General features: G+C 51.8%; 24 protein-coding genes and 1 riboswitch. Of the genes, 5 read left to right on the top strand and 19 right to left on the bottom strand.

Features of this window, described 5'->3' with window-relative positions; all coding sequences use genetic code 11:
* Positions 1-280: 280 nt before the first annotated feature.
* From ahpC to B2R29_RS02460, 5 genes are all read right to left on the bottom strand, one after another.
* Positions 281-838 carry an alkyl hydroperoxide reductase subunit C gene (gene ahpC, locus B2R29_RS02480; protein WP_068435382.1) on the bottom strand — a complete coding sequence of 186 codons (558 nt, stop codon included), beginning with the start codon at positions 836-838 and terminating at the stop codon, positions 281-283.
* A gap of 121 nt (positions 839-959) precedes the next feature.
* Positions 960-2,069, bottom strand: a complete 1,110-nt coding sequence (locus B2R29_RS02475) for a mechanosensitive ion channel family protein (RefSeq protein ID WP_301179634.1) — start codon at positions 2,067-2,069, stop codon at positions 960-962.
* Between the two features lie 30 nt (positions 2,070-2,099).
* Positions 2,100-2,834: a 23S rRNA (guanosine(2251)-2'-O)-methyltransferase RlmB gene (gene rlmB / locus B2R29_RS02470; protein ID WP_301179633.1), complete on the bottom strand. Its 735-nt coding sequence runs from the start codon at positions 2,832-2,834 to the stop codon at positions 2,100-2,102.
* On the bottom strand, positions 2,835-5,390 hold the full coding sequence (gene rnr, locus B2R29_RS02465) for a ribonuclease R (RefSeq protein WP_301179632.1): 2,556 nt from the start codon (positions 5,388-5,390) through the stop codon (positions 2,835-2,837). It abuts the gene before it with no gap.
* A gap of 93 nt (positions 5,391-5,483) precedes the next feature.
* The gene (locus tag B2R29_RS02460; protein WP_301179631.1) at positions 5,484-5,855 is read right to left on the bottom strand and encodes a DUF971 domain-containing protein; all 372 of its coding nucleotides are present in this window, start codon (positions 5,853-5,855) and stop codon (positions 5,484-5,486) included.
* A gap of 93 nt (positions 5,856-5,948) precedes the next feature.
* Here B2R29_RS02460 and B2R29_RS02455 point away from each other — a divergent pair, with 93 nt between their 5' ends.
* Positions 5,949-7,595, top strand: a complete 1,647-nt coding sequence (locus B2R29_RS02455) for a methyl-accepting chemotaxis protein (protein ID WP_301179630.1) — start codon at positions 5,949-5,951, stop codon at positions 7,593-7,595.
* A gap of 78 nt (positions 7,596-7,673) precedes the next feature.
* Here B2R29_RS02455 and hslU read toward each other — a convergent pair whose 3' ends face one another.
* From hslU to B2R29_RS02405, 10 genes are all read right to left on the bottom strand, one after another.
* Positions 7,674-9,017, bottom strand: coding sequence for an HslU--HslV peptidase ATPase subunit (gene hslU / locus B2R29_RS02450; RefSeq protein WP_301179629.1), 1,344 nt, complete (start codon positions 9,015-9,017; stop codon positions 7,674-7,676).
* Positions 9,014-9,574 (bottom strand): ATP-dependent protease subunit HslV, encoded by a 561-nt coding sequence (gene hslV / locus B2R29_RS02445; RefSeq protein WP_301179628.1) that lies wholly within the window; start codon positions 9,572-9,574, stop codon positions 9,014-9,016. Before hslV ends, hslU begins: the two co-directional genes overlap by 4 nt.
* Before the next feature lie 107 nt (positions 9,575-9,681).
* Positions 9,682-10,506, bottom strand: a complete 825-nt coding sequence (locus B2R29_RS02440; protein WP_301179627.1) for a cobalamin-binding protein — start codon at positions 10,504-10,506, stop codon at positions 9,682-9,684.
* On the bottom strand, positions 10,503-11,114 hold the full coding sequence (gene cobO, locus B2R29_RS02435; RefSeq protein ID WP_301179626.1) for a cob(I)yrinic acid a,c-diamide adenosyltransferase: 612 nt from the start codon (positions 11,112-11,114) through the stop codon (positions 10,503-10,505). Before cobO ends, B2R29_RS02440 begins: the two co-directional genes overlap by 4 nt.
* A gap of 60 nt (positions 11,115-11,174) precedes the next feature.
* Positions 11,175-12,680, bottom strand: a complete 1,506-nt coding sequence (locus B2R29_RS02430; protein WP_301179625.1) for a cobyric acid synthase — start codon at positions 12,678-12,680, stop codon at positions 11,175-11,177.
* The gene (gene cobU / locus B2R29_RS02425; RefSeq protein ID WP_301179624.1) at positions 12,673-13,209 is read right to left on the bottom strand and encodes a bifunctional adenosylcobinamide kinase/adenosylcobinamide-phosphate guanylyltransferase; all 537 of its coding nucleotides are present in this window, start codon (positions 13,207-13,209) and stop codon (positions 12,673-12,675) included. The genes B2R29_RS02430 and cobU overlap by 8 nt, the downstream gene beginning before the upstream one ends.
* A complete protein-coding gene (locus B2R29_RS02420) occupies positions 13,206-13,976 on the bottom strand; it encodes an adenosylcobinamide-GDP ribazoletransferase (protein WP_301179623.1) in 771 nt (256 codons plus the stop codon). Before B2R29_RS02420 ends, cobU begins: the two co-directional genes overlap by 4 nt.
* Entirely contained in the window at positions 13,973-15,019 is a 1,047-nt protein-coding gene (cobT, locus tag B2R29_RS02415) for a nicotinate-nucleotide--dimethylbenzimidazole phosphoribosyltransferase (RefSeq protein WP_301179622.1), read from the bottom strand. Before cobT ends, B2R29_RS02420 begins: the two co-directional genes overlap by 4 nt.
* Entirely contained in the window at positions 15,019-16,047 is a 1,029-nt protein-coding gene (locus B2R29_RS02410; RefSeq protein WP_301179621.1) for a FecCD family ABC transporter permease, read from the bottom strand. The genes cobT and B2R29_RS02410 overlap by 1 nt, the downstream gene beginning before the upstream one ends.
* Entirely contained in the window at positions 16,044-16,928 is an 885-nt protein-coding gene (locus B2R29_RS02405; RefSeq protein ID WP_301179620.1) for an ABC transporter ATP-binding protein, read from the bottom strand. The genes B2R29_RS02410 and B2R29_RS02405 overlap by 4 nt, the downstream gene beginning before the upstream one ends.
* A gap of 129 nt (positions 16,929-17,057) precedes the next feature.
* A riboswitch (cobalamin riboswitch) is annotated at positions 17,058-17,210 on the bottom strand.
* Positions 17,211-17,310: 100 nt separating this feature from the next.
* Between B2R29_RS02405 and B2R29_RS02400 the strand changes: the two genes are divergently transcribed.
* From B2R29_RS02400 to B2R29_RS02385, 4 genes are all read left to right on the top strand, one after another.
* Positions 17,311-17,793, top strand: coding sequence for an FKBP-type peptidyl-prolyl cis-trans isomerase (locus tag B2R29_RS02400; protein ID WP_301179619.1), 483 nt, complete (start codon positions 17,311-17,313; stop codon positions 17,791-17,793).
* A gap of 111 nt (positions 17,794-17,904) precedes the next feature.
* Entirely contained in the window at positions 17,905-18,480 is a 576-nt protein-coding gene (locus B2R29_RS02395; protein ID WP_301179618.1) for an LPP20 family lipoprotein, read from the top strand.
* Between the two features lie 74 nt (positions 18,481-18,554).
* Positions 18,555-20,051, top strand: a complete 1,497-nt coding sequence (locus B2R29_RS02390) for a hypothetical protein (RefSeq protein WP_301179617.1) — start codon at positions 18,555-18,557, stop codon at positions 20,049-20,051.
* Between the two features lie 10 nt (positions 20,052-20,061).
* Positions 20,062-20,709 carry an MBL fold metallo-hydrolase gene (locus tag B2R29_RS02385; RefSeq protein WP_301179616.1) on the top strand — a complete coding sequence of 216 codons (648 nt, stop codon included), beginning with the start codon at positions 20,062-20,064 and terminating at the stop codon, positions 20,707-20,709.
* Positions 20,710-20,723: 14 nt separating this feature from the next.
* On the opposite strand, the gene B2R29_RS02380 is transcribed toward B2R29_RS02385, so the two are convergent.
* From B2R29_RS02380 to rpmE, 4 genes are all read right to left on the bottom strand, one after another.
* Positions 20,724-21,248, bottom strand: coding sequence for a hypothetical protein (locus B2R29_RS02380; protein ID WP_301179615.1), 525 nt, complete (start codon positions 21,246-21,248; stop codon positions 20,724-20,726).
* Positions 21,249-21,343: 95 nt separating this feature from the next.
* Positions 21,344-22,201: a hypothetical protein gene (locus B2R29_RS02375; RefSeq protein WP_301179614.1), complete on the bottom strand. Its 858-nt coding sequence runs from the start codon at positions 22,199-22,201 to the stop codon at positions 21,344-21,346.
* Complete coding sequence (locus tag B2R29_RS02370; protein WP_301179613.1) at positions 22,198-23,265, bottom strand: isopenicillin N synthase family dioxygenase; 1,068 nt, start codon at positions 23,263-23,265, stop codon at positions 22,198-22,200. Before B2R29_RS02370 ends, B2R29_RS02375 begins: the two co-directional genes overlap by 4 nt.
* 214 nt (positions 23,266-23,479) lie before the next feature.
* Positions 23,480-23,695, bottom strand: a complete 216-nt coding sequence (rpmE, locus tag B2R29_RS02365; protein ID WP_068435180.1) for a 50S ribosomal protein L31 — start codon at positions 23,693-23,695, stop codon at positions 23,480-23,482.
* Between the last annotated feature and the right edge of the window lie 112 nt (positions 23,696-23,807).

Below are 23,807 nucleotides of genomic sequence, written 5' to 3'. Positions count from 1 at the left end.
AATGCCCACCCTACAATTCAGATCGTCATCACACGTAGGGTGCGCACTGCGCACCAAAATGTATTCGCCAGAAAAATAAAAACCCCAGCCGAAGCCGGGGTTTCAATCTTTTATCTGAGCGTTTGCGAGCCAGGCTGCGCGGCTAGCTCAGATCATCTGGCACAGCTGAGACGATGAGCTGCAAGGCATTTTTGAGCGAGTACCCAAGACATACCAGATTGGTAGGCGCAGGGACGAGCGAAAAAATAACACAGCAGATCGCGTCTCAGCGAAGTCAGATTTAGATCTTGCCAACCAGATCCAGAGAAGGAGCCAGCGTCTCGTCGCCTTCTTTCCACTTAGCCGGGCAAACCTGGCCTGGGTTGTTGCGAACGTACTGAGCGGCTTTCACTTTGCGCATCAGGTCGTCAGCGTCACGGCCGATACCTTCAGCAGTGATTTCCATTGCCTGGATCACACCGTCTGGATCGATCAGGAAAGTAGCACGGTCTGCCAGACCCTGGCCTGGACGCATTACACCGAAGTTATTGGTGATAGTGCCGTTCTGGTCGCCCAGCATGTAGTACTTGATCTTACCGATGGTTTCAGAAGCATCGTGCCATGCTTTGTGTACGAAGTGAGTATCGGTAGAAACAGAGAACACTTCTACGCCCAGCTTCTGCAGTTCTTCGTATTTGTCAGCCACGTCACCCAGTTCAGTTGGGCAAACGAAAGTGAAGTCAGCTGGGTAGAAGAAGAAGATAGCCCACTTACCTTTTACGTCAGCGTCAGTTACGTCAACGAATTCGCCATCTTTGAATGCAGTTGCGCTAAACGGCTTAATTTCTGTATCGATCATGGTGTTTCTCCATTAGGTTTATGTTTGAACGGGTTCCATACTAGAAGCATGGAGCTTATACGTTAAATTGATCTTTTCAAACCATCTGATAGCAATTGCCTATCAAGCTACCAACACAGGATTACCCTTGTGTGACACCCTGTGCGGCAGTCTCTCTGCCTGAGAGTTCCGCTGGCATACTTTCGAGGTGCAGTGTCCGGGTCGGGAAAGCACAGTCGGCGCCACTGTCATGGATAATATCCATCACTTTGAGCAGCACGTCTTGCTTCACGTCATGGTAGTGCACCCAGTCAGTAGTCTTAGTGAAGGTGTAAATAAAGAAATCAAGGCTCGACGCACCGAATGCATTGAAATTTACAATCATGGTCTGGCTCTGATCAATTTCAGGATGCTGGCGCAGCATGTCGCGTACTTTTTCCATAATGCCCCGTACGGCTTGTGCATCCTGATAGCGCACGCCGATGGTTTCATAAATCCGGCGGTTCAACATACGGGACGGATTTTCCACCGAAATACTGGTGAACACAGAGTTCGGTACGTACAAAGGGCGTTTATCAAAGGTGCGGATACGCGTCACACGAAAGCCTATGCTCTCGACTGTGCCTTCGATTGAACGGTCCGGTGAACGCACCCAGTCACCTACCTTGAATGGCTTATCCAGATAAATAATCAGAGAACCAAAGAAGTTCGCCAGAAGATCTTTCGCTGCCAGACCTACGATCAGACCACCCATACCACCAAACGCCAGTATCCCCGAGATAGATATACCAAGCAGCTGAAACACGGGCAGAATAATAAGAATCGTCACCGCCAGCTTGGCGAGCTTACCGACCAACTGAACCGTGGTCGGGTCCATGCCGCCTTCCAACTGTTTTTCTTCAACGCGATTAATCAGGCGCCACATGGCCCAGGCAGCAAGAATAATCATTGACAGCTGACGCACGACTGAGATGCTGCCCTGCACTTCTCTATCGTAGTAGGCTGCGGTAATGTCACCGGCCCAGGTCAGGCCAACCGCGACAATCATCCAGTTGACTGGTACGGCAATGGCGTTGATGACCACGTCGTCCCAATGGTTTTCCGTGCTGGCAACGAGACGCACCAGGCGCTTACGTATCATGCGCCAGAAAAGACCCGCGACCAGCGTCAGAGTCAGGGCAATACCGACATTCCAGAACCACTCGTAATCCTGACTTACGAGCTCATTCCACCAGCCCATGTATATTTCCATGATATTTTCTTCCTGAACTGACCGCCGGGATTATCGTCTCTGACGCACGGCCTCAAACAAACATACGCCGGTCGCTACCGACACGTTCAGTGAGCTGACTTCGCCCGCCATAGGGATATTCACAAGATGGTCGCAATGCTCACGCGTCAGACGACGCATCCCCGGCCCTTCGGCACCCATAACCAGTGCCAGCGGGCCTTTGCAGTCCTGCTGGTAAATCGTGGTGGTTGCTTCGCCCGCCGTACCGATAATCCAGATGCCACGCTCTTGCAGATCTTTCATGGTACGCGCCAGGTTCGTCACCTGAATATAGGGAATCGCCTCCGCAGCACCGCAAGCGACTTTGGCTGCCACTGCCGTCAAAGGGGCGGATTTATCTTTGGGGGCGATAACCAGATGAACGCCCGCCGCATCCGCGGTGCGCAGTACCGCGCCAAGGTTGTGCGGGTCGGTGACGCCATCCAGAATGAGCACGAAAGGATCACCGCTGATATTGTCGAGAATCTCGGGCAGGTGCTTTTCTGATTTGCCCTGAACAGGTTTTCTCAGGGCAACAATACCCTGATGGTTGCCGTCAGCCTTCTGATTAAGGAGTCCTTTGTCGGCCTCCATAACAGATAGCCCTTCGGCGTTCGCCAGGTCGAGAATTTTCTGCATTTTTGCATCAACCCGACCTTTCTGTACCCATACTTCTACTACCTGATCCGGTGATCGTTGCAGCAACGTTGTGACGGCATGGATACCGTAAACAGATTCAAGCTTCATTTATTTTTTCTTACGCGTGTTTTTCTTGGCCGTCGACTTTGCCGGTGCTGAACTATTTTTCTTGGCATTCAGTTTCTGGCGTTTACTCGGCTTTTTCTTCGAGGTTTTTTTACTGTCAGCTTTCGCCGCAGTACTGCCTGCACCTTTTGCCGAGCCCGGTTTTTTACGACCCGGATTCATCAGCTCTTCTTTGGTCATGCCCTTTTTCTCGCCCGCTTTTCCAGAGGCGCTACGCTTGCGTGGCAGACGCGCAGGTTTCGGCATATCTAAGGGTTGTGAGCGACCAGAGTTCTGTCCGGCATTAACAGGCGCAGTGGTTAATTCAAAGTCGACCTTACGATCATCCAGATCCACACCAACCACTTTCACCCAGATGTTGTCACCGAGGCGGAAGCTGCGACGGGTACGCTCGCCAATAAGACGATGTTTGACCGCATCAAACTGGTAAAAATCATTCTGCAGAGTGCTGACATGCACCAGACCTTCGACGTAGACGTTTTTAAGCTCGACGAATAAGCCGAACCCGGTCACGGCAGAGATTACACCTTCAAAATCTTCACCCACTTTGTCGCGGATGTACTCACACTTAAGGAAGTCAGTCACATCACGCGTGGCATCGTCTGCGCGTCGTTCGGCCATTGAGCAGTGCTCACCCATATTGACCATGGCCTGTAGGTCGTACGGATAAATCGTACGTTTAGCCATGTTCTTGGTGCCGTCAGCGCGCAGTACGTGCTTACATTCCTGCTCACTGCGAATAACACTGCGGATACCGCGATGAACCAGAAGGTCAGGGTAACGACGAATTGGTGACGTGAAGTGCGTGTACGCCTTGTACGCCAGTCCAAAGTGACCTTCGTTCTCAGGTTCGTACTTCGCCTGACTGAGTGAGCGCAGCAACACGGTCTGAATTAAGTGCGAATCCGGGCGTTTCTCAATCTGGCTGAGCAGCGTCTGGTAATCCTTGGGCGCAGGATCTTTGCCGTTCGGCATCGTCAGACCCATTTCCCCCAGGAACGCCCCCAGGTTTTCGAGCTTTTCTGCACTCGGCCCTTTGTGCACACGGTACAGCGCCGGAATCTCGTAACGCGTAAAGAAATCTGCCGCACAAACATTCGCCGCCAGCATGCACTCTTCAATTAACATATGCGCATGGTGACGCTCAGTCGGCACGATTTCCTGAATTTTACGCTCGGCATCAAACACAATGCGCGTTTCGACTGAATCAAAGTCCATGGCGCCACGAACTTCGCGTTGCTCACGTAAAATATGGAACAGACGATACAGCTCATCGACATGCGGTACGACGTCAGCATAGTGCTCGCGCCACTGGGCCTGCGTTTCTTTGTCACCATCCGGATTAATCATGTCCCAGACTTTGTTGTACGTCAGGCGCGCATGGGAGTGAATAATCCCTTCCATGAACTTATAGCCAGAAATACGTCCGGCCTTCGAGATCGTCATCTCACAAACCATGGTCAGGCGATCCACGTGTGGATTCAGTGAGCACAGCCCGTTAGACAGTTTCTCTGGCAGCATAGGCACAACGAACCCCGGGAAATACACCGACGTCGCACGTTGATACGCTTCATTATCGAGAGGAGATTTCACTTTCACATAATGCGAGACATCGGCAATCGCGACCCATAAGCGCCAGCCACCGGTATTTTTGTTGCGTTCACAGTAGACGGCATCGTCGAAGTCGCGGGCGTCTTCACCGTCAATAGTGACGAATGGCAGATGACGCAGATCGATGCGGTTTTTCTTGTCTGCTGCTTTGACCTGATCCGGAATTTTTTTGGTTTCAGCCTCGACATCTTCAGGCCATTCGTGCGGAATATTATGGCTGCGAATAGCGACGTCGATCTCCATACCCGGCGCAAGATGCTCACCCAGGACTTCGGTCACTTCACCCACAGGCAGGCCTTTCGGCGACGGCTGACGGGTAATCTGAGCGACCACAAACTGACCGTGCTCTGCACCATTTCGCCCTTCCGCAGGAATCAGCACTTCCATTGGAATACGCTTGTTGTCTGGTTGCAGAATACCGACACCGGATTCTTCAAAGTAGCGACCAACGATCAGCTGTGTATTGCGCTGCAGAACTTCAACGATCTTACCTTCCGGGCGTCCTCGACGATCCAGGCCAAGAATCTGTACAGCGACCTTGTCACCATGAAAGACCTTACGCATCTGTCGGTTCGACAGATACACATCATCACCATCATCACGTAGCACGAAACCAAACCCGTCACGGTGACCCATCACAGTACCCTGCACCAGATCGACCTTCTTCATCGGCATGAACTGATTACGGCGATTACTGATCAGCTGACCATCACGACACATAGCAATCAAGCGGCGGCGCACCGCTTCAACGCGGTCTTCGTCGGTTTCACCCAGGACCTCACACACTTCAGGGTGTGTTAGCGGGCTGGGCGCGCTTTCGAGCACCATTAGCAGTGCATCACGGCTTGCCACCGGGTTGTCGTATTTTTCAGCCTCAGCGGCAGCGTTCGGATCTTTGAAGGTTTTTGTCTTCTTGGTATCGCTCAAGCGATCACTCCTGGAAGGAAAAGTTTGAATCAGTATACAGCACGGGCTCAGGGTTCAAAGGCCCCACACAGGCACAAAGCGTTTCCGTCGAGCTTATAACGCCTTAAAATTAATCTGAGATGACTCCCGGCTCTTGCCGGCAGCTTCCAGTCGGTCCAGGTAATCCTGCCAGAGAGCATCCTGATTGACGGACAAATGATGCAGATACTTCCAGTCATACAGGCCTGAATCGTGCCCATCATCGAACGTCAGTTTGAGCGCATAGTTGCCTGCGGGCTCCATACTCAGCAACCCCACATCTTTCTTACCATACTGCAGCACCTCATTCCCGACACCATGCCCCCGCACTTCGGCGGACGGGGATAACACACGCAGCAGTTCAAAGCTCAGTTGGTATTCAACACCCGCGTACGTCAGTGCAACGCAGCGGCTGGATTTCTTTACTTTAATGGCTTCTGGGATCACAGAGACTCCGGATTAAAATTAAACCAGCAGGCCTGGTTTCAGCTTCTATACTCATTTCCACCCCTAAGTTTACTATCCCGGAGATGCTAAGCCATGACATTTCTGCGAAACCTATCCATTCGCGCCCGCTTGTGGCTCATAATGGCCGCGGCCCTGATATGTATCGTCCTGCTTGAAGCAAAGGCGCTAAGTAGTCAGTACGACGTTATGTTTGCTGCTGAATACACCGCCAAAGAAAACATAGCCAGATCGCTTGTTAACAGTGCTCACAGTCTCCTTGAACGCTATCAGCGCATGGTTCAGGAGGGTGTACTCAGTGAAGAGGAGGCTAAAAAAAGCGCTCTTGATGGACTGCGCTCTCTACGAGATGGCGATTCCTATTTCTGGGTTCACGACCGCTCACCGGTCATGCTACTCAACCCTGCGGTTAACTCACTCGAAGGCACAAACGTTGGAAACTTCGAAGACAAAGCAGGTAAAAAAGTCTTTCTAGAGGTGATGCAGATCGCAGATGCCTCTGCCGAAGGTGGAACTATCACGTATAGCTGGCCACGTCCGGGACAGAACGAGGCCAGCACAAAAGTCAGCTATGTCAGAAAATTTGATCACTGGGGATGGTACATAGGCTCAGGAACCTACCCGAACGATATTGCGAGTACCTTCTGGTCATCAGCGGCTTCTACCGCAGTCATGACTCTGATCTTTGTAGGACTTATGGCCATCATAATCCGCTTAATCAGCACCAGTATAGAAGCACCACTCACACAGCTGAGCCACACGATGAGTAATATCGCGAAAGAAGACGGTGACCTTACTCAGCGCATTCCTGTTAATGGCGAAGATGAAATTACCCGTCTTAGCCGTTCGTTTAATCAGTTTATCAGTCAGATTCACGACATTATCCGCGAAAGCGTCAATGCCTCCAATGAGGTCGCTTCTTTGGGCCGCGAACTCGCAGGTATGGGAGCTGCCACACGCAAGCTGACTGACGAACAGATGCAGGAAAGCGACCACGTTGCCACAGGGGCAACCGAAATGAGTCAGACCATTCAGGAGATTGCCGATAACGCTGACAAGGCTGCTGATGCGGTGAAAGTGGTCGAAGGTAATTCTAAAGCTGGCTTAACAACCATGCAGAATACCCAGGCTCACATTGCAGACCTTGCCGACCAGATTCAGTCATCACGCGCGTCTATTCAGAGTCTTCGGTCTGAAACGGAGAGTATCGGGACTGTACTTGAAGTGATTCGGGGTATTGCGGAACAAACCAATTTGTTGGCCCTGAATGCCGCTATTGAGGCCGCCCGGGCGGGGGAACAGGGGCGGGGGTTCGCCGTGGTTGCAGATGAAGTCCGCACTCTGGCATCACGCACCCAAGAATCTACCGAAGAAATTCACCGAACAATTTCTCGCTTACAGGAACAGGCAGAAGCAACCGTCCAGTCGATGGAGAATAGCGCCAACCACTCCGAAGAAACCAGCGAGATGTCTCAATCAGCCTGTGAGGCTATTGCACGCATCAGTGACGCAGTGGTGACACTTACAGAGATGAATTTGAGTGTGGCCAGTGCGGTAGAGCAACAAAGCGTTGCGGCCAACGAAATCAGTCAAAGCATAAACCGGATAGCAGAGTCTTCCAACGACATCAGTAATAACATGTCGCGCTCTGATGCCAGTGGCCAAAAACTCGCAAAGTGTAGTGAGCGTCTATCTCAGCAGGTTTCCCGCTTTCGTATCTGATCGACCTCGTATTTATAGCAACGAAAAGCCCCCGATGAACGGGGGCTTTTTTATGGCTGATCGATTAGTGCTGCACAATCAGAGAATAAACTTACTTAAATCCTGATCCTGAGCCAGAGCACCCAGCTTCTGGTCGACGTAGGCGCCATCAATGATCACTTGTTCGGTCAGGTCGGTCGCATCAAACGACACACTCTCAAGCAAGCGTTCCATCAGAGTATGCAAACGACGGGCGCCGATGTTTTCGGTGCTTTCATTCACCTGATAGGCGATCTCCGCCAGGCGCTTGATACCGTCTGCTGTAAAGTCGATATCCAACCCTTCCGTCTTCATCAGCGCTTTGTACTGCACTGTCAGAGACGCATTTGGCTCAGTCAGAATACGTTCAAAATCATGCGGAGTGAGAGCCGCAAGCTCAACACGAATCGGCAGACGACCCTGAAGCTCCGGAATAAGATCTGACGGACGCGCAAGATGGAACGCACCTGAAGCAACAAACAGAATATGGTCTGTTTTAACCATACCGTGCTTAGTGCTGACAGTGCAGCCTTCGATTAATGGCAGTAAGTCGCGCTGTACACCCTCGCGGGAGACATCACCACCAGAACCACTGTCCTGACGCTTAGCGACTTTATCAATTTCATCGATAAATACGATGCCATTCTGTTCGACTAACTCCAGCGCGCGCACTTTCAGTTCTTCCATGTTCAGCAGATTGCCGGCTTCTTCATCACAGATCTGCTTGAACGCATCGGCAATTTTCATCTTACGCTTGGCTTTTTTATCACCGCCCAGATTGGCAAACATGTTCTGCAGCTGGCTGGTCATTTCTTCCATGCCCGGTGGCGTCATAATTTCTACGCCAGCGGTATTTACCTGTGCGACATCAATTTCAATTTCTTTATCATCAAGGTCACCGTTGCGCAGCTTGCGACGGAACACCTGGCGCGCGGAGCTGTCTTCCTGTTTCGGCTCTTCGGTGGTATCCCAGCTGGTCGTTGATCGGGCTGGAGGCAGCAATACGTCAAGAATGCGCTCTTCAGCGAGTTCCTCGGCGCGCGTACGAACCTTCTTCATCTCCTGCTCACGCAGCAGCTTTATACCCGTTTCAACCAGATCTCGAATAATGGATTCAACGTCCTTACCGACATAACCTACTTCGGTGAACTTAGTGGCTTCTACTTTAATAAAAGGCGCGTTCGCAAGCTTAGCCAGACGGCGGGCAATCTCAGTTTTACCCACACCGGTCGGGCCAATCATCAGAATATTCTTTGGCGTGACCTCATCACGCAGCTCTGGCTCAAGCTGCATACGGCGCCAGCGATTGCGAAGCGCGATAGCCACAGAGCGCTTAGCATCATTCTGACCAATAATGTGTTGATCCAGTGCGTGGACGATTTCGCGTGGTGTCATCTGGCTCATGCATTTGCTCCTGAATTGTCGCCGGTAACGTCACTCTCTTTCAGCGACTCTATGGTCAGGTTGGTATTGGTGAAGACACAGATTTCACCTGCGATATTCAAGCTTTTTTCGACGATATCGCGAGCGCCCAGCTCTGTGTTTTCCAACAAGGCACGAGCCGAAGCCAGTGCATAATTGCCACCGGAGCCCACACCAATCAGGTCTTCTTCCGGCTGCAGGACATCACCGTTACCGGTGATGATCAGCGACGCAGTGTGATCCGCCACGGCCAGAATCGCTTCCAGCTTGCGCAGTGCACGGTCTGAGCGCCATTCTTTTGCCAGCTCAACGGCCGCACGGGTCAACTGACCACCATGCTGCTGCAACTGAGCTTCAAACTTCTCGAAAAGAGTGAAGGCATCGGCCGTGCCACCAGCAAAACCCGCGAGAACTTTACCGTCGTATAAGCGGCGGACTTTGCGGGCATTGCCTTTCATTACGGTGTTGCCCAGTGAAACCTGACCGTCGCCTCCAATGACGACTTCGTCGCCTCGGCGCACGGATACAATCGTTGTCATGACTCTGTACCTTGTGTCTCAGATGTAAATGATGTGTCGCTTTCGATACAGATGGGGGCAGTTACCGGCATTTCAAGCGGAAGATACGCCGGTAACAGTCAGACAGGTTAACGCGCCTGGTCGATAGCGTCACAAAGTAATGCCAGGCCGTCCGTTGCTCTGGGGCCTGAACGCAGCAGAGCCGAGCTGTTCACTGGAATGAGATGACCGCTTTTAACGGCCGCAACCGATGGCCACTCGCTCCACAGGGCTTCTTTTGAGTTCACCACATTCGTATGGCTCGACATAATGATGACCTCAGGGTCGCGAGCAATCACACTCTCAAAAGCCACAACAGGGTAGTGTGCCGGTGCTTTTCCAAACACGTTATCACCGCCGCAATCTTTAATGAGAGCATCAACCCAGCTACCCTTGCCAACAGTACGCAGGGGATCATAAGACAACTGGTAGAAGACGCGCACCGGGTTTGCGTCTGCATACTTGCCCTTTAAGGCCTGATAGCGCTCTCTGAAACGTTGAGCCGCGGCTTTCCCCGCCTCCGGAACGCCTGCCGCGGCCCCCAGTTCCTCCATGCTGCCAGCGACCGAGTCCATGGTTTTAGGGTCAACGTATATCAGGTTCAAACCGAGCGCTTCGAGCTTTTGCAGATCGGCTTCTTTATTTCCACTTTTCCATGCCACGACTAAGTCAGGGCGCAAAGCGACCAGCGCCTCAATGTTAATACCGGCGTAGCTGCCGATACGCGGGATAGCTTTTGCAGCCTCAGGAAAATCAGCCCATTCAACCGTCCCCACGACACGTGTACCCACACCCATTTCAAACAACATCTCAGTCGACGACGGGGATAAAGCAACAATACGCTCAACCGGCTGTGATGCTGCAGCACAGAGCGAACTTAATATCAGAGCAAAAACACAAAGGCTGCGGATCACCAGTCCACACCTTTACGTGCTTTTATGCCCGCCCGGTAGGCATGCTTCTCATCTTTTATTTCACTGACAGTATCTGCCAGATCACGCAATTCTTTAATGGCGCCACGCCCAGTAACAACAACGCTCTGGTTTTCAGGGCGGTTACGAATGGCATTCAATACTTCGTCTTTATCTAGATAATCGTAGCCGAGCATATATGTCAGCTCATCAAGCAGAACAACATGATACTGAGGGTCAGCCAGATACTCCTTTGCGTGTGCCCAGACCTCTTCTGCCGCAGCAATATCCGCTGTGCGGTCCTGGGTTTCCCAGGTAAAGCCTGTGCCCATTACGGCGAAAGGTACGCCATTCTGCTCAAGCAGATTGCGCTCACCGCAATCCCACTGACCTTTGATAAACTGAACAACGGCGGCTTTGTACCCGTGCCCCACCGCTCGCGCGACTGTTCCAAAGCCTGAGGTCGACTTCCCTTTACCGTTGCCGGTGATCACAATGACAATGCCTCGCTCTTCCGTCGCCTTAGCAATACTGGCATCGACTTTCTCTTTTTGTTTCTGAGCCTTCTTTTTGTGTCGTTCCTGCTTTAGCTCTTCTTCGGTTTTCGACATGACTTAACCTCGTATACGTTCTGAATTTCTATGCTTTAAAATGTTGCCTGACTAAAAACGCTATTGGATAATATTAAGTAGCGCTTCCATGTCGATATGTTGTTCGTAGATATCAGCAATGCGCTCGATCTCGCGTTCGCGCAATACTTGCCAATCCTCAGCGGTTACTGGTGAGCCACTGACCCATTCCAGAATAAATGCACACGCCTCTGGGTGATCGAATACTCCATGAAGATATGTTCCCATCACCTGGCCGTCATCAGATACGGCACCGTCAGTGTAAGCACAATCATTCTGATCACTCACATGGCAAAAAGGCGACTGTAGGCCCACACCCTCGCTGATCCCGCAATGAATCTCATAACCTTTAATTTTATTTCCGGAGTTGACCAGTACACCGTCTACATTTTTCAGCTGCTTTTCTGCGGTAAGCCGAGTACTGATATCAAGCAAACCAAGGCCTTCAGACTCGGCAATCGAGCCTTCGACCTGCTCCGGATCAGAAATTTTCTGACCCAACATCTGAAAACCACCACAAATACCAAGCACCTTGCCACCGTAACGCAGATGCTTGAAAACCTGACGGTCGAACCCTTGCTCCCGAAGATAAGCCAGATCAGCCTGAACACTCTTACTGCCCGGAAGAATAATGAGATCAGCTCCCGAAAAATCACCTCCCGTCGTCACATATTCAAGTACGACGCCCGAATGCTGCAGCAAGGGTTCAAAGTCCGTATGGTTACTGATTCTGGGCAGGACAGGGACTTTGATCACAATACGTTGCTGGTCTGAGTGACTCAGGTTTTCTTCATGAAGTGTGCGATTGATTCCGTCTTCCGCATCAAGACGCAGATCCATAATATAAGGAAGCACGCCCAGTACGGGTTTCTGGCTGTAGTCCTCAAGCCAGTCGAGACCATCCTGGAGTAACTCGATCCGACCGCGAAATTTATTGATCAGAAAGCCTTTGATTCTTTCCTGCTCAGAGGCAGAAAGAATATTTACTGTGCCAGTAAGGTGCGCAAATACACCGCCGCGATCAATGTCCGAAATCAGGATAACCGGGCAATCTACCGCTTCGGCAAATCCCATATTGGCGATATCGTTTTTGCGTAGATTCACTTCAGCAGGGCTGCCTGCACCCTCAACGATCACCACATCGTACTGCTCTTTGAGACGCTGAAACGCCGCTAATACATGGTCAAACGCTAACTCTTTGATATTGCCAAAACGTCGTGCGTCGAGCTCGCTGACGGCCTTTCCATTAATAATGACCTGAGAACGCATATCAGAGTTCGGTTTCAGAAGAACCGGATTGAAATCCGTGGATAACTCTAAACCACATGCCTCCGCCTGCAGGGCCTGGGCTCGCCCAATCTCACCACCGTCAGCAGTAACCGCGCTGTTCAATGCCATGTTCTGAGGCTTGAACGGTGCAACCGAAATGCCTTTACGCTTGAGTATTCTGCAAAGTGCAGTCACACAGAGACTTTTACCAGCATCAGACGTCGTGCCCTGAATCATCAGGCAGCCTTTTACCGGTAACGAAGTATTAGTATCAGCCATGAAGCAGCACTCCGTTGCGTTTCACGGCAAGCGGACAGCCAGCAACAACCAGGGTAACGTCATCCGCGATGGCAGCTACGGCCTGATTCAGCCAGCCCGCTTCATCAGCAAAGCGACGACTTAATTCTCCGACCGGCACAATCCCGCTACCCACTTCATTGGTGACAATAAAAATATGTCGTTGACACACCTCAGACGTATTTCTTAACGCTGCCAGAAATTTAGACTTTTCCTGCTCATAATCAGGCCAACGCGACTCGCTGCAAAGCCAGTTGGTAAGATATAACGTCAGGCAATCAATCAGGAGCGTTGACGATGAATCATTCACAACCGAGGACAATTCAAAAGGCTGCTCTACCAACGCCCAATGCGCCGGTCGATCCTTCTTATGACGCTGAATGCGCGTCGCCATTTCGTCATCACATGCAGTCGCAGTTGCTACGTATGTGACCTGAGCCCGCATACTTGCGAGTTGTTCGGCGTAACTGCTTTTACCCGATCGTGCACCGCCCGTTATAAGGTGAATCATAGCGCCACTCCGCTTAACGCCAACAAGGACAGATAAATAGATAACTCTCCGACTTGCTGAACAGCACCCAACGCATCGCCAGTAAAACCACCAAGCTGACGCTGTAAAAAAACATACGCGGCGAACCCTAAAACAATAAGCACAACAAGAAGAGTCAGGACAGCCAGAGCATCTGCTACGACCAACAACGCAAGACCGCCTGTTAGCACTGCAATAGCTGTGTCACTTCTGGAGCCCGTTTCTGCCAATGGCTTGGCTTTCGACGTATCTGCGTCTGAGACATAGGTCATCACAGTGATAAATACCGTCGGTATTACGCGACTTAACGGATGTGCGATCAGTAATGCAAAAACAGGATTAATCAGCTGGGATAAAACAACAAACTTGAGCGTTAAAGAGACCCAGAGAGCCGCAGCGCCATAGGTACCGATGCGAGAGTCTTTCATGATGCTGAGCTTTTGCTCGCGGGTCCAGCCGCCCCCCATACCGTCGCTGCTATCTGCAAGGCCGTCTTCATGAAAGCAGCCGGTAAGCAGCAGGCTCACTGCGATGGATAATACGACGGCAACATCCTGAGGAAATACCTGCATAAACAGCCAGAGAGCGGCAGCACAAAGCACACCGGTCAACCAGCCTACCGCGGGGAAATAACGGCTGGCTCGATTGAGGCTCGCCTGACTGAATTCGACCGACGCGGGTACCGGTATCCGTGTGAAAAACGCCACAGCAATCCAAAACAGGTTCAATTGCTCACGTATCTGACTCATACCGCAGTAATACCTGCGTCATCGAAGCTGGCCATGTAGTTATAGAAAGACTGCGCCGACTGCAACAAAGGATACGCCAATGCAGCGCCAGTTCCTTCTCCCAGTCGCAGGCCGAGGTCAAGCAAGGGTTCAGCGTCCAACGCCTCTAAAATCAGAGAATGGGCCTGTTCTTCTGAATGATGACAAAAGACCATATAATCCCGAGCCTCTGGGGCTATTCTGACCGCAGCCAGAGCCGCTACAGAAGCGATAAAGCCATCCACCATAATGACGCACTGCTGCTCTGCCGCAGCTAACATTGCCCCTGTCATCTGGACGATTTCAAAGCCGCCAAGCGAGGCAAGAATATTGATCGTATCATCAGGCGACTGAGTCGCTTGATGACGTTCGAACGCCGCTGCAATCAAAGACTTTTTACGCTCAAATGCATCATCATCGATGCCAGTTCCACGACCACAAGTCTCCTCGACTGAGCGCCCGAGAATAACTGCCAGCACAGCAGATGCCGCTGAGGTATTACCAATTCCCATCTCGCCGAAGGCAAATACATTGCTGCTTTCCGCAACACGCTGACGCACGACGTCAGCTCCAAGGGTCAACCCTGACTCCGCGGTTTCGCGCGACATCGCTGGGGCTTTAGCGATATTGTCAGTGCCAGCGCCCAAACGCTGATTAATAACCCGCCCACTTTCTATTGCATTAAGAATACCGGCATCCACCACGTACAAAGACATACTGGCAACCTGACAGAAGCAATTCACTGCCGCCCCGCCATCAATAAAATTCTTAACCATCTGCTGAGTGACCGCTGCAGGCGCAATACTAACGCCTTCTTCGGCAATGCCATGATCAGCCGCAAATACGATCATGACAGGTTTATGTAGTCGAATTTTTTCAACGCCGGTGATCGCTGCCAACTGAGCCGCCAATGATTCCAACCGCCCCAGACTTCCTGGGGGTTTGGTTTTCATATCAATGCGTTGCTGGATGACAGCATCCCGAGAGTGGGACACCGGAGAAACCGAAAACATAACACCTGCCATCAACGACTCTGTCGTTGTTTAAGAATAATAAAAAAGAAAAGGCTGCCCAGCGCGGATGTAACAATACCAACGGGCAAAACCTGATCCTGAAGTAAAGAATGGGCCAATACGTCGACCCAGATCATAAAGGTCGCACCGATCAACAGAGACATAAGCAATACCCGGTGCAGCTGACCACCAACGAGCAAACGAACAATATGAGGAATCATAAGCCCGACGAAACCTATGCCACCGACCTCAGCAACCAGAATCGCAGTGATTGCGGAGCACACAAGCAACATACCTAAACGTAATTTATGCACGGGCACACCGAGTGTGGCGGCACTCTCCTCGCCTAGCTGCATTACCACCAGCCAGCGCGAGAATATAAAAAACAGACCACTGCCAAGCGTAACCGCCAGAAATGGCAGCATAAGGTCAGCCCAGTTACTGCCCGAAAAACTCCCCATCAGCCAGAACAACAAGGTCGCTGCGGTTTCGGGCGTCGAGTAATAAATAACGAGACTGGTAAATGCGCTGAGCATAAAAGAAACCGCCACCCCGGAAAGAAGTAGTTTTTCAACCTGAATTGCGGATTTCCCCGCAAGCGTCAGCATCAGAAATACAGATAACGCCCCACCGGCCAAGGCCCCGGTCGTCACGTTTAGCACGACACTCAGCCCCGTTGCGGCAAGCATTCCTGAGAAAGCCGACATCGCTAACACGGCACCTAATGCCGCACCCGATGAAATACCAAAAAGGTAAGGATCAGCGAGCGGGTTGCGTGTCACGGACTGAAGGATGGCGCCAGTGACCGACAGGCCCGCACCGGCCAGTAGTGCCATTAAAATACGCGGTAAACGAATGTCGGTAAGAATTTGTTGTTCAATCAGAGACAGCTGACATTGGTCGGCCCAGGGACAGATGAACATTCCATGCAAAACATTCAGGAACGATAAATCAAACGAACCTTGTGCCGCTGCCCCCATCACAGACAGGCAAAGAACAGAGAACGCCAGTACGACCGCGAATGCGTACGGTATTTTCATTTTCTGAACTCCCTGGAAGGTTGGGCAGCCACGGGCACGCGGGAGGGCATATCGTAAGCGATACGAATACGGCGCTCCTGAGTATGCGTATTCCGGACGATGGCAACGTCCGCAGAGACCCGAAATACATCCTGAATCAGTTCGCGATTAAGTACTTGATCGGGTTTACCATTAGCGACCAACTGACCTTTATTCAGCACCAATAATTGGTCGCAGTATGCACCAGCCATATTCAGGTCGTGAATGGTAAGAAGAACGGTTACGCCCAATGAGCGGACCAGACTGAGTGTCTCAATCTGATGCTGAATATCCAGATGGTTGGTGGGTTCATCCAGGAGAAGTATCTGAGGTTGTTGCACCAGCGCACGGGCAATCAATACTCGCTGCTTTTCGCCGCCCGACAGGGAGCCAAAGTCACGATCAATAAAACGCATCACATCGAGATCTGCGGCAATACGCTCAATCAGCTGGGTGTCGTCTCTGCTGGTAAAGGATAACAATGGCTTGCGAGGCGTCAGGCCGGTGGCAAGTACTTCGCGCACGGAGACCTCAAAAGGCAGCGCAGATTCCTGCAGCACGACGGCAATTTTGCAGGCCCGCTCACGCCTGTTCATCTTATGCACGGGATGCCCGGCAATCATCACCTGACCCGACAGCGAGGCCGGTTGATCGTAGCGGTGGCAGTAAATTGCTCTCAGTAACGACGACTTGCCCGCACCATTAGGCCCAACAATACCGGTTAGGCTGCCGCATTCTACAGTGAACGAAATATCCCGCAGAATAGCGTTAACCCCCAAGGTCAGAGACAAGCGCTCAACATTAATATGCGCCAGATCTGCATCGCCAGGGCCGTGACTGTTGTTTTGAGGCTGATTTACCATCGACATCCGTACATAAGTTCAATATCGGCACGTTAAGGGCAGAATACGGATGATGGACGCACTTCGGGGACGCAGTAGAAACCTGCCCGAACAGAGAGTTCATCATCGAGTAACCCGCTCGATCATAGAAATAGGGTTGCACGTCCGGGAGGCAATCTGGCTGACAGTCGACTGGTTAAAAGCCACTGTTTACAGTTGCGGGCACAGCCCCGGATTTCCACCGGGTTCCCCTCCTGAGACTGACAATCTGAAGACTATCAATCCGGACAGGCGGGGATTATCGCACAGAGGCGTCAGCGTTGCAGTAAACACACGGATACCGGATACTTCACGCCCTATAGATTGTCCCTGATCACACTATTTACGAATTACGGAAACGCCCATGATTGTCGCCAAAGATACGGTTGTTCAGCTTCACTACACTCTTAAAGATGCCGATGGCAAACAGATTGAGTCTACAGCGGGTCACGATCCGATTGTTTACCTGCAAGGGCACAACAACATGATTCCGGGGTTCGAGAAGGCTGTTGAGGGCAAACAGGCCGGAGATAAACTCGAAATCACCGTCACACCTGAGAACGGCTATGGCCATCGCGTAGAGGGCTCGGTTCAGCGTGTGCCGGTAAAGCACCTGCAAGGCTCAAAGAAGTGGAGCAAAGGTATGGTCGCCTCGGTGCATACCGATCAGGGCGAACGTCAGGTCACTATCGTCAAGGTCGGACGCTTTATGGCCGACGTAGACACGAACCACCCGTTTGCCGGAAAAACCTTACATTTCGACGTCGAAATTCTGGACGTTCGTGCAGCGACTGCAGAAGAACTTGATCACGGCCACGCCCACGGTGTTGGCGGCCACCAGCACTGAGCCTGACGCAGATCAGACCTGCCGGGAATAGCCGCCTGAGTGCGGTGGTATTTTAATATTGCTTCGGCTATTCTCGAATGAATCGTTTAAAACACCTGTAGGAGATTAAGGATGAACATCCGTCACCTGTTTACTGCCGCTGCCGCCACTCTGCTGGTTGCGTGTTCTTCTAACGAACCGGCACCTCAAGTTGCTGAATGTGTATTCGCCGATGGCAGCATGCAACCTGCTCCTGCATGGGTGTGCGGTGCACCTGTTGATGGCGTCGACCTGACCGCCGTTGGTTATGCCGACAAGTCTGCGGCTGGCGCAAACTTCATGAAGCAGATGGCAGCCACTGCTGCTCGTGTTGAACTTGCTCAGACGATGCAGGTTGAAGTTCAGAACATGATCAAGCAGTACGCCGAAACCACGGGCACCGCGGACGACGAAACGGTTGATCAGGTTAACTCTGTGACAACAAAACAGATTACCAAGCAGACACTGACTGGCAGCAAGATCTTCCGTCAGATGCCCACGCCGAGCGGCGGCATGGTGGTTCTCGTTGGTCTCGACGCCGACACCGTGAACCAGCTGGCAGAAGAGGCCCTGAAAACCTCGATGAATAACGAGAAAGCGCTGTGGCAGAAATTCCAGTCACAGAAGTCTTTCGACGAAATGCGCGAAGAAATGCTGAACATGAACTGAGTCAGCTCATCGCATGATATCCAGACCGGTACCGGGGCAACTCTGTACCGGTTTTTTGTTTTGAGGGAGCTCCAATGAAACATATTTTCCGCCTCACGCTAATAACCACTGGCCTGGCAGCGTGCACAGCCGCACTATCCGTCATCGCAAACCCGGGGATGAGCGATTACGAGCGCTGGCGCGCGGCAACTCAGCAAGAGTTTCAAAGCTACCTCGACGAGAATGATAAAGCCTTTATCGGGTTTCTGAAGCAGCGCTGGGAGCCAGTCGACACAGAATCAGGCGAAGAAGAAGATAAAGCCCCAAAACCGACAGAGATCCCCGAAGCACCACCAGCAGACACGCCGACCGATGCACCCGATACGACGGCTAAAGAACCTACACCCGTCGTGACCGTTCCAGTGCCAACGCCAACACGATTGCCAGAAAATACAACGCCTGAGACTGCCCCCAGAAAAGTCAGGCCTGCACCTCAGATCACAGGCCCGGCTGCCAATCTTGACTTTTATGGCCACGCTTTACGTCTACCCTACAACAAGGCCATGCCGCGCGCCTTTTCATCAAAGCCGTCATCCGACGCCATTGCCACCGCATGGGAGGCTCTGGCTCGCAGCGACTTCAAACCTGCGCTAGAGCAACTTAAGGCGACGAAAACCTCTCTGTTGCTCAGTGACTGGGCGACTGCCCGGCTCGTATCAGATTACGCTCAGGCCGTTACTCGCAACGCAGACAGCCGCATTATGTTGAGCTGGTTCATGCTCGTAAAACTCGGCTACGATGCCCGCCTCGCCTACAACGACCGCCTGTACCTGCTTATGCCCGCTGACGACGATGTCTATGGCGTTACTTACTTCACACTCGGCGGTGAGCGCTACTATGCCTTGCCACTCAATGGCGATGTCAGAATTGCAGGTAAGGTGTATACCTACGGCAAACAGCACGAAACTGCATCTCGTCCGGTCGCCTTCAAAATGCCAGAACGCTTTAACGGCGAGGGTGCTATCCGCAAAAGAACGCTCAGTTATCAGGAGGGTGACAAGGTCGTCGATATCGTTGTCACATATCCGGTTGAACAGATTAATTATCTGAACTCAATGCCTCAGCTTAATCTGCCACGCTACCCTATTCTGGATCTGCCCGCAGCGACACGAGCAGAGCTCACTATGCAGCTAAAGCCATTACTCCAGGGGCACTCTGAAGAAGTCGCGGTTAACCGCCTGCTTAACTTTGTCCAGAACGCGTTCGAGTATCAGACCGACGAACAGCAATTCAACGCCGAAAACTACCTGTTCCCGCTCGAAACCCTGCATTATTCTGCCTCAGACTGCGAAGACAGAGCCGCACTTTTCTCTCTGCTGGTGCATGACCTTCTCCGCCTGCCCGTTGTCTTACTGGATTACCCAGGACACGTTGCCGCTGCCGTCGAATTTACCGGGCGGGTGAACGGTGACTCAATCGTTTACAATGGCCGCCAGTACACAGTCACTGATCCGACCTATATTAACGCGCGTGCAGGCATGACTATGCCGCAGTTCGCGGGTCAGTCACCCGACGTTGTTGAAGTATTTTAAGGAGGCCGTCATGGCATTAAAGATCGCCATTGTTCCTGTCACTGCCTTTGAGCAGAACTGCACTGTTCTCATGTGTGACAACACCAACGAGGCCGCGGTCGTCGATCCGGGCGGTGAGACGAACAAGATCAAAGCGCAGCTTGAGCGCATGGGCGCTAAACCCACTAAAATTCTGTTAACTCACGCGCATATCGATCATGCCGGGGGCACAGCGGGCCTTGCCCGTGATCTGAATGTTCCTGTCATTGGTCCACACAAAGAAGATGACTTCTGGATTCAGTCTCTGCCGCAGCAATCCATGATGTTCGGTTTTCCACAGGCTGAAGCCTTCACCCCCGATCAATGGCTGAACGATGGCGACACCGTCACGGTGGGAGACATTACCCTGGAAGTCATCCATACCCCCGGACATACACCGGGCCACGTGGTGTTTTTCGATAAAGAGGGTAAAAAAGCACTGGTCGGCGACGTTATCTTTAATGGTTCGATTGGCCGTACGGATTTTCCGAAAGGGAATTTTGATGAACTGGTATCGTCGATCCGCGAGAAGCTGTTTCCGCTGGGCGACGATATTGAATTTATTTGTGGGCACGGCCCGAATTCAACCTTCGGCCACGAACGTCAGCACAATCCTTTTGTCTCTGACCATCGCGGCTAAGTACTTATCTTTATTCAGGGCGACGTTGCTGCAGGTTTCTTCCTGAGCTCCGAAGTCTGAATAGCCGCCAGTTTCTGAACTCGCTGGCGGCTTTCTTCCAATGCGATATCCATTTGTTCGTCATACATCTCCAACCAGGTACGCGAGCCCGGCATCATTTTCGCGAGATCACGCATCCCCTGTTTTAACGCACTGAGATGCGTCTGATAGCTCTGCTCCTGATCGAGAAGAATTTCTTTAAAGCCAGACGCCTGACTGGTGTCCATAATCATACGGTATTGCACCAGTGATTTTTCAAACGCCGCCATCTGAATGCGCAACGCTTCATTTTCTTTTTTCACCAGTTCCAGTTCTGCGGCTTTCGCGTAGGCAACGTCTTCTTTCAATAAAGAAACAATACCCAGGGTTGATAACGCTGACAGTCCAACGACAGAGAGCACGACAAGTACAATCACAACCTTACGATTAAAAGACACCGTTCGTTCAAGCAGAGAAATGCGCTGCCCTTCACTGAGATCAAACTCTTTTTCGTCTTCCATTGGAGGCTCCAGAACCCAACTGCTTTACCTGACTTTTAAGCATAGCAGGCACTGGAGGAATTGCTCGCCATGGGCTATGTGAACTCACTCCCCGCTCACATCACTCGTCTCAGATACCGGCCCAGCGTCGCCCGAAATTGTTGAAACCAGCGCTCTGCACTCTCAGGCTGAGATGTGTTTGGGGCGAACTGAAAGTCATGAACAAGAGTATCAATACGAAACAGCCAGGCTTTCTGACCAGCCAGCAGCGTCAGGTAATCCGGTTGCCGGGCATCAAAAATGAACTCGCCGTCGTCGGCCTCGAACAGCCGACTGAACATGGCCTGCCCTACCCTGTGAATATCGCGGGAGTGCCGGACAATGAAATCATCCTGCACACACTCACCGACATCGGTAATAACGTCATTTTCAGAAGTTTTGAGAACGCCACCGATGTGGTCACCGGCAATAATGAGTGCTCCCTGCACAGAGCGTTTACTACCTGTGTTCAAGTCTTCTTCAGAAACAAACTCCAGACCTGCCAACAGGCCTGGTACGCTATTCATCAAGCGCCTGTCTTCGACATACGCACCGCTTGGAGCAAACTCCATCATGCAGTTACCGACACGCCTCAGTTCTGCAGGTTCTGGCCAGCGGTTTTCACTCAGCGAAGATACACCGCCCTGCCAATCGAGCAGCTTATTTCGCCAGATACTGTGGGCGTACCAGCCTTCGTAATCCGCCTTATTCTCGGGCTCGGCCTTTTGTTCGTACTCAAGCGGTAAACGCAGATCGATCGTCAAAGCGCCCGACTGAATCCAGAAGACACGAGTATCAGTATCGGTTAACCCGTTTGCAAAGCTGATGCTGCGCCGTCGGAAGGCTCCACACATCCATTCAGGTACAGAGCCCGATGGCCAGACAGTGCCTTGTGTGTTCGCAACACGGGATAAGCTATCCAACCACTGCGTCATAACGCCTGCTCCTCCCGGCCAAAGCCGATATCAAGGTGTGTCTCTGGGCGCTCTATTTTTCCTGAATTGAGCCGTTTCTGAAGGTACGCGAATGTATCAATGGTCTGGGCGTACAAATGATCACCGCACTTTACTGGCGCATAGTGTTTATCGGTACTTTCGATGGCGCCTATTGCGGGTTCGATGACTGTATCGTAATCACAGGTGCAGAACAGCGGAAACGAATAGCGCTCCTCCCTCACCTTGCGCACCCTGTGCGTCGTCGCTCTGAAACGACCGTTACTCAGTAGCTCCATCATGTCGCCGATGTTGACGACGAAGCATCCTGGAATCACCGGCGCATCAATCCAGCGCCCTTCACCATTCAACACTTCAAGACCGTCGGCGGTGGGTAGCAGCAAGGTGAAACACTCGTAATCCGTATGCGCCCCAATACCCTGAGCGTCTTCCGCCTCGGGATCATAAGGATAATGAATTAAACGTAATTGGTTAGGAGGGCGAATCAGCTTGCCATCAAAGAAGGTCTCCTCCAGCCCAAGTGCAAGAGCAAAACCCCTGAACAGAACCTTTGCAAGCTCGGTTCCGTGGTTGTAGTAACGACTTACTTTCGCTTTAAAATCGTCATTATCAGGCCACAACGTAGGGCCAAGCATGGGCCGCTGGTAACTGAGGTCACTCAGGTCGTAGTTAATGTCGTACGCCTCTTTTTGATCGCGAGGCCTGTCTGAACCAGAGTTCTGGTCCGGGCTATAAAAGACTTCTTCGCCCTCCGGGACATAGCCACTGTGATTCTGTGACAAGCCAATGTAGTTCTGCATTTTCTGCTCATAAGGCTGAGCAAAGTACTGCTTAGCAGCTGCGATCAGATCATCAGTGGCATCGTCAGGAATCTGATGTCCGGATATATAGAAAAAGCCAACGTCTCTCGCCGCATTGCGGATATCCGCCACAACAGCGTGTCGCTCAGCAGACACTGTGGAATACAAACCCGAAATATCGATCACAGGAATGGATGAAAACTGGCGAAGGGGTGTTTGATTCTTGAGGGTAGTGCGTCGTTGCATGTCAGTCTCCCATAGGTTTCAGGGTGACTGGCCGTCCAGTGGTGTTCAGCGACGTGCTGGCCGGGCCGTCCCGACTGTGTGTCAGAATATCAAATCAGAATGCTCCGATACCAGAGCGCAATGTGGTCAGTAAGCACTTTCAGATAGATGATCAGCGCACAAACGACGGGCACAAAAAAGCCCGCAAAAAGCGGGCTTCTTCAGAACGCGTCGATTACTTCTTACCGCCGAAGCCACCGAAACGCTTCTGGAACTTGTCGATACGACCGCCAGTATCCAGAACTTTCTGCTTACCAGTGTAGAACGGGTGGCATGCAGAACATACGTCCAGGTACATAGTGCCTGGCTTGGTCGAGCGAGTCTTAACTACGTTACCGCAAGAGCAGGTTGCTTCCAGGGTAGCGTACTCAGGATGAATACCGTCTTTCATAAATCACCTCACAGTCTTCGCGCCGCCACATCCCGGGGACCACTCTTTTCGCCTGATCTCTCAGGCCGGGCCCAATATCGGTATGCACCGCGCTACTGGCTTGTTATAGATA

This window comes from Thalassolituus sp. UBA3500 (assembly GCF_002377545.1).
In the GTDB taxonomy this organism is placed as follows: Bacteria; Pseudomonadota; Gammaproteobacteria; order Pseudomonadales; family Oceanobacteraceae; genus Thalassolituus.
Note: the sequence above shows the minus strand (reverse complement) of the source record. Positions and strands in the feature narration are given on the sequence as shown.

Excerpts from the sequence above, each read along its gene's own strand:
- ahpC (WP_068435382.1), bottom strand. The coding sequence starts at position 838 with ATGATCGATACAGAAATTAAGCCGTTTAGCGCAACTGCATTCAAAGAT.
- B2R29_RS02475 (WP_301179634.1), bottom strand. The coding sequence starts at position 2,069 with ATGGAAATATACATGGGCTGGTGGAATGAGCTCGTAAGTCAGGATTAC.
- rlmB (WP_301179633.1), bottom strand. The coding sequence starts at position 2,834 with ATGAAGCTTGAATCTGTTTACGGTATCCATGCCGTCACAACGTTGCTG.
- B2R29_RS02455 (WP_301179630.1), top strand. The coding sequence starts at position 5,949 with ATGACATTTCTGCGAAACCTATCCATTCGCGCCCGCTTGTGGCTCATA.
- hslU (WP_301179629.1), bottom strand. The coding sequence starts at position 9,017 with ATGAGCCAGATGACACCACGCGAAATCGTCCACGCACTGGATCAACAC.
- hslV (WP_301179628.1), bottom strand. The coding sequence starts at position 9,574 with ATGACAACGATTGTATCCGTGCGCCGAGGCGACGAAGTCGTCATTGGA.
- cobO (WP_301179626.1), bottom strand. The coding sequence starts at position 11,114 with ATGTCGAAAACCGAAGAAGAGCTAAAGCAGGAACGACACAAAAAGAAG.
- B2R29_RS02430 (WP_301179625.1), bottom strand. The coding sequence starts at position 12,680 with ATGGCTGATACTAATACTTCGTTACCGGTAAAAGGCTGCCTGATGATT.
- cobU (WP_301179624.1), bottom strand. The coding sequence starts at position 13,209 with ATGATTCACCTTATAACGGGCGGTGCACGATCGGGTAAAAGCAGTTAC.
- B2R29_RS02420 (WP_301179623.1), bottom strand. The coding sequence starts at position 13,976 with ATGAGTCAGATACGTGAGCAATTGAACCTGTTTTGGATTGCTGTGGCG.
- cobT (WP_301179622.1), bottom strand. The coding sequence starts at position 15,019 with ATGGCAGGTGTTATGTTTTCGGTTTCTCCGGTGTCCCACTCTCGGGAT.
- B2R29_RS02410 (WP_301179621.1), bottom strand. The coding sequence starts at position 16,047 with ATGAAAATACCGTACGCATTCGCGGTCGTACTGGCGTTCTCTGTTCTT.
- B2R29_RS02405 (WP_301179620.1), bottom strand. The coding sequence starts at position 16,928 with ATGGTAAATCAGCCTCAAAACAACAGTCACGGCCCTGGCGATGCAGAT.
- B2R29_RS02400 (WP_301179619.1), top strand. The coding sequence starts at position 17,311 with ATGATTGTCGCCAAAGATACGGTTGTTCAGCTTCACTACACTCTTAAA.
- B2R29_RS02395 (WP_301179618.1), top strand. The coding sequence starts at position 17,905 with ATGAACATCCGTCACCTGTTTACTGCCGCTGCCGCCACTCTGCTGGTT.
- B2R29_RS02390 (WP_301179617.1), top strand. The coding sequence starts at position 18,555 with ATGAAACATATTTTCCGCCTCACGCTAATAACCACTGGCCTGGCAGCG.
- B2R29_RS02385 (WP_301179616.1), top strand. The coding sequence starts at position 20,062 with ATGGCATTAAAGATCGCCATTGTTCCTGTCACTGCCTTTGAGCAGAAC.
- B2R29_RS02380 (WP_301179615.1), bottom strand. The coding sequence starts at position 21,248 with ATGGAAGACGAAAAAGAGTTTGATCTCAGTGAAGGGCAGCGCATTTCT.
- B2R29_RS02375 (WP_301179614.1), bottom strand. The coding sequence starts at position 22,201 with ATGACGCAGTGGTTGGATAGCTTATCCCGTGTTGCGAACACACAAGGC.
- B2R29_RS02370 (WP_301179613.1), bottom strand. The coding sequence starts at position 23,265 with ATGCAACGACGCACTACCCTCAAGAATCAAACACCCCTTCGCCAGTTT.
- rpmE (WP_068435180.1), bottom strand. The coding sequence starts at position 23,695 with ATGAAAGACGGTATTCATCCTGAGTACGCTACCCTGGAAGCAACCTGC.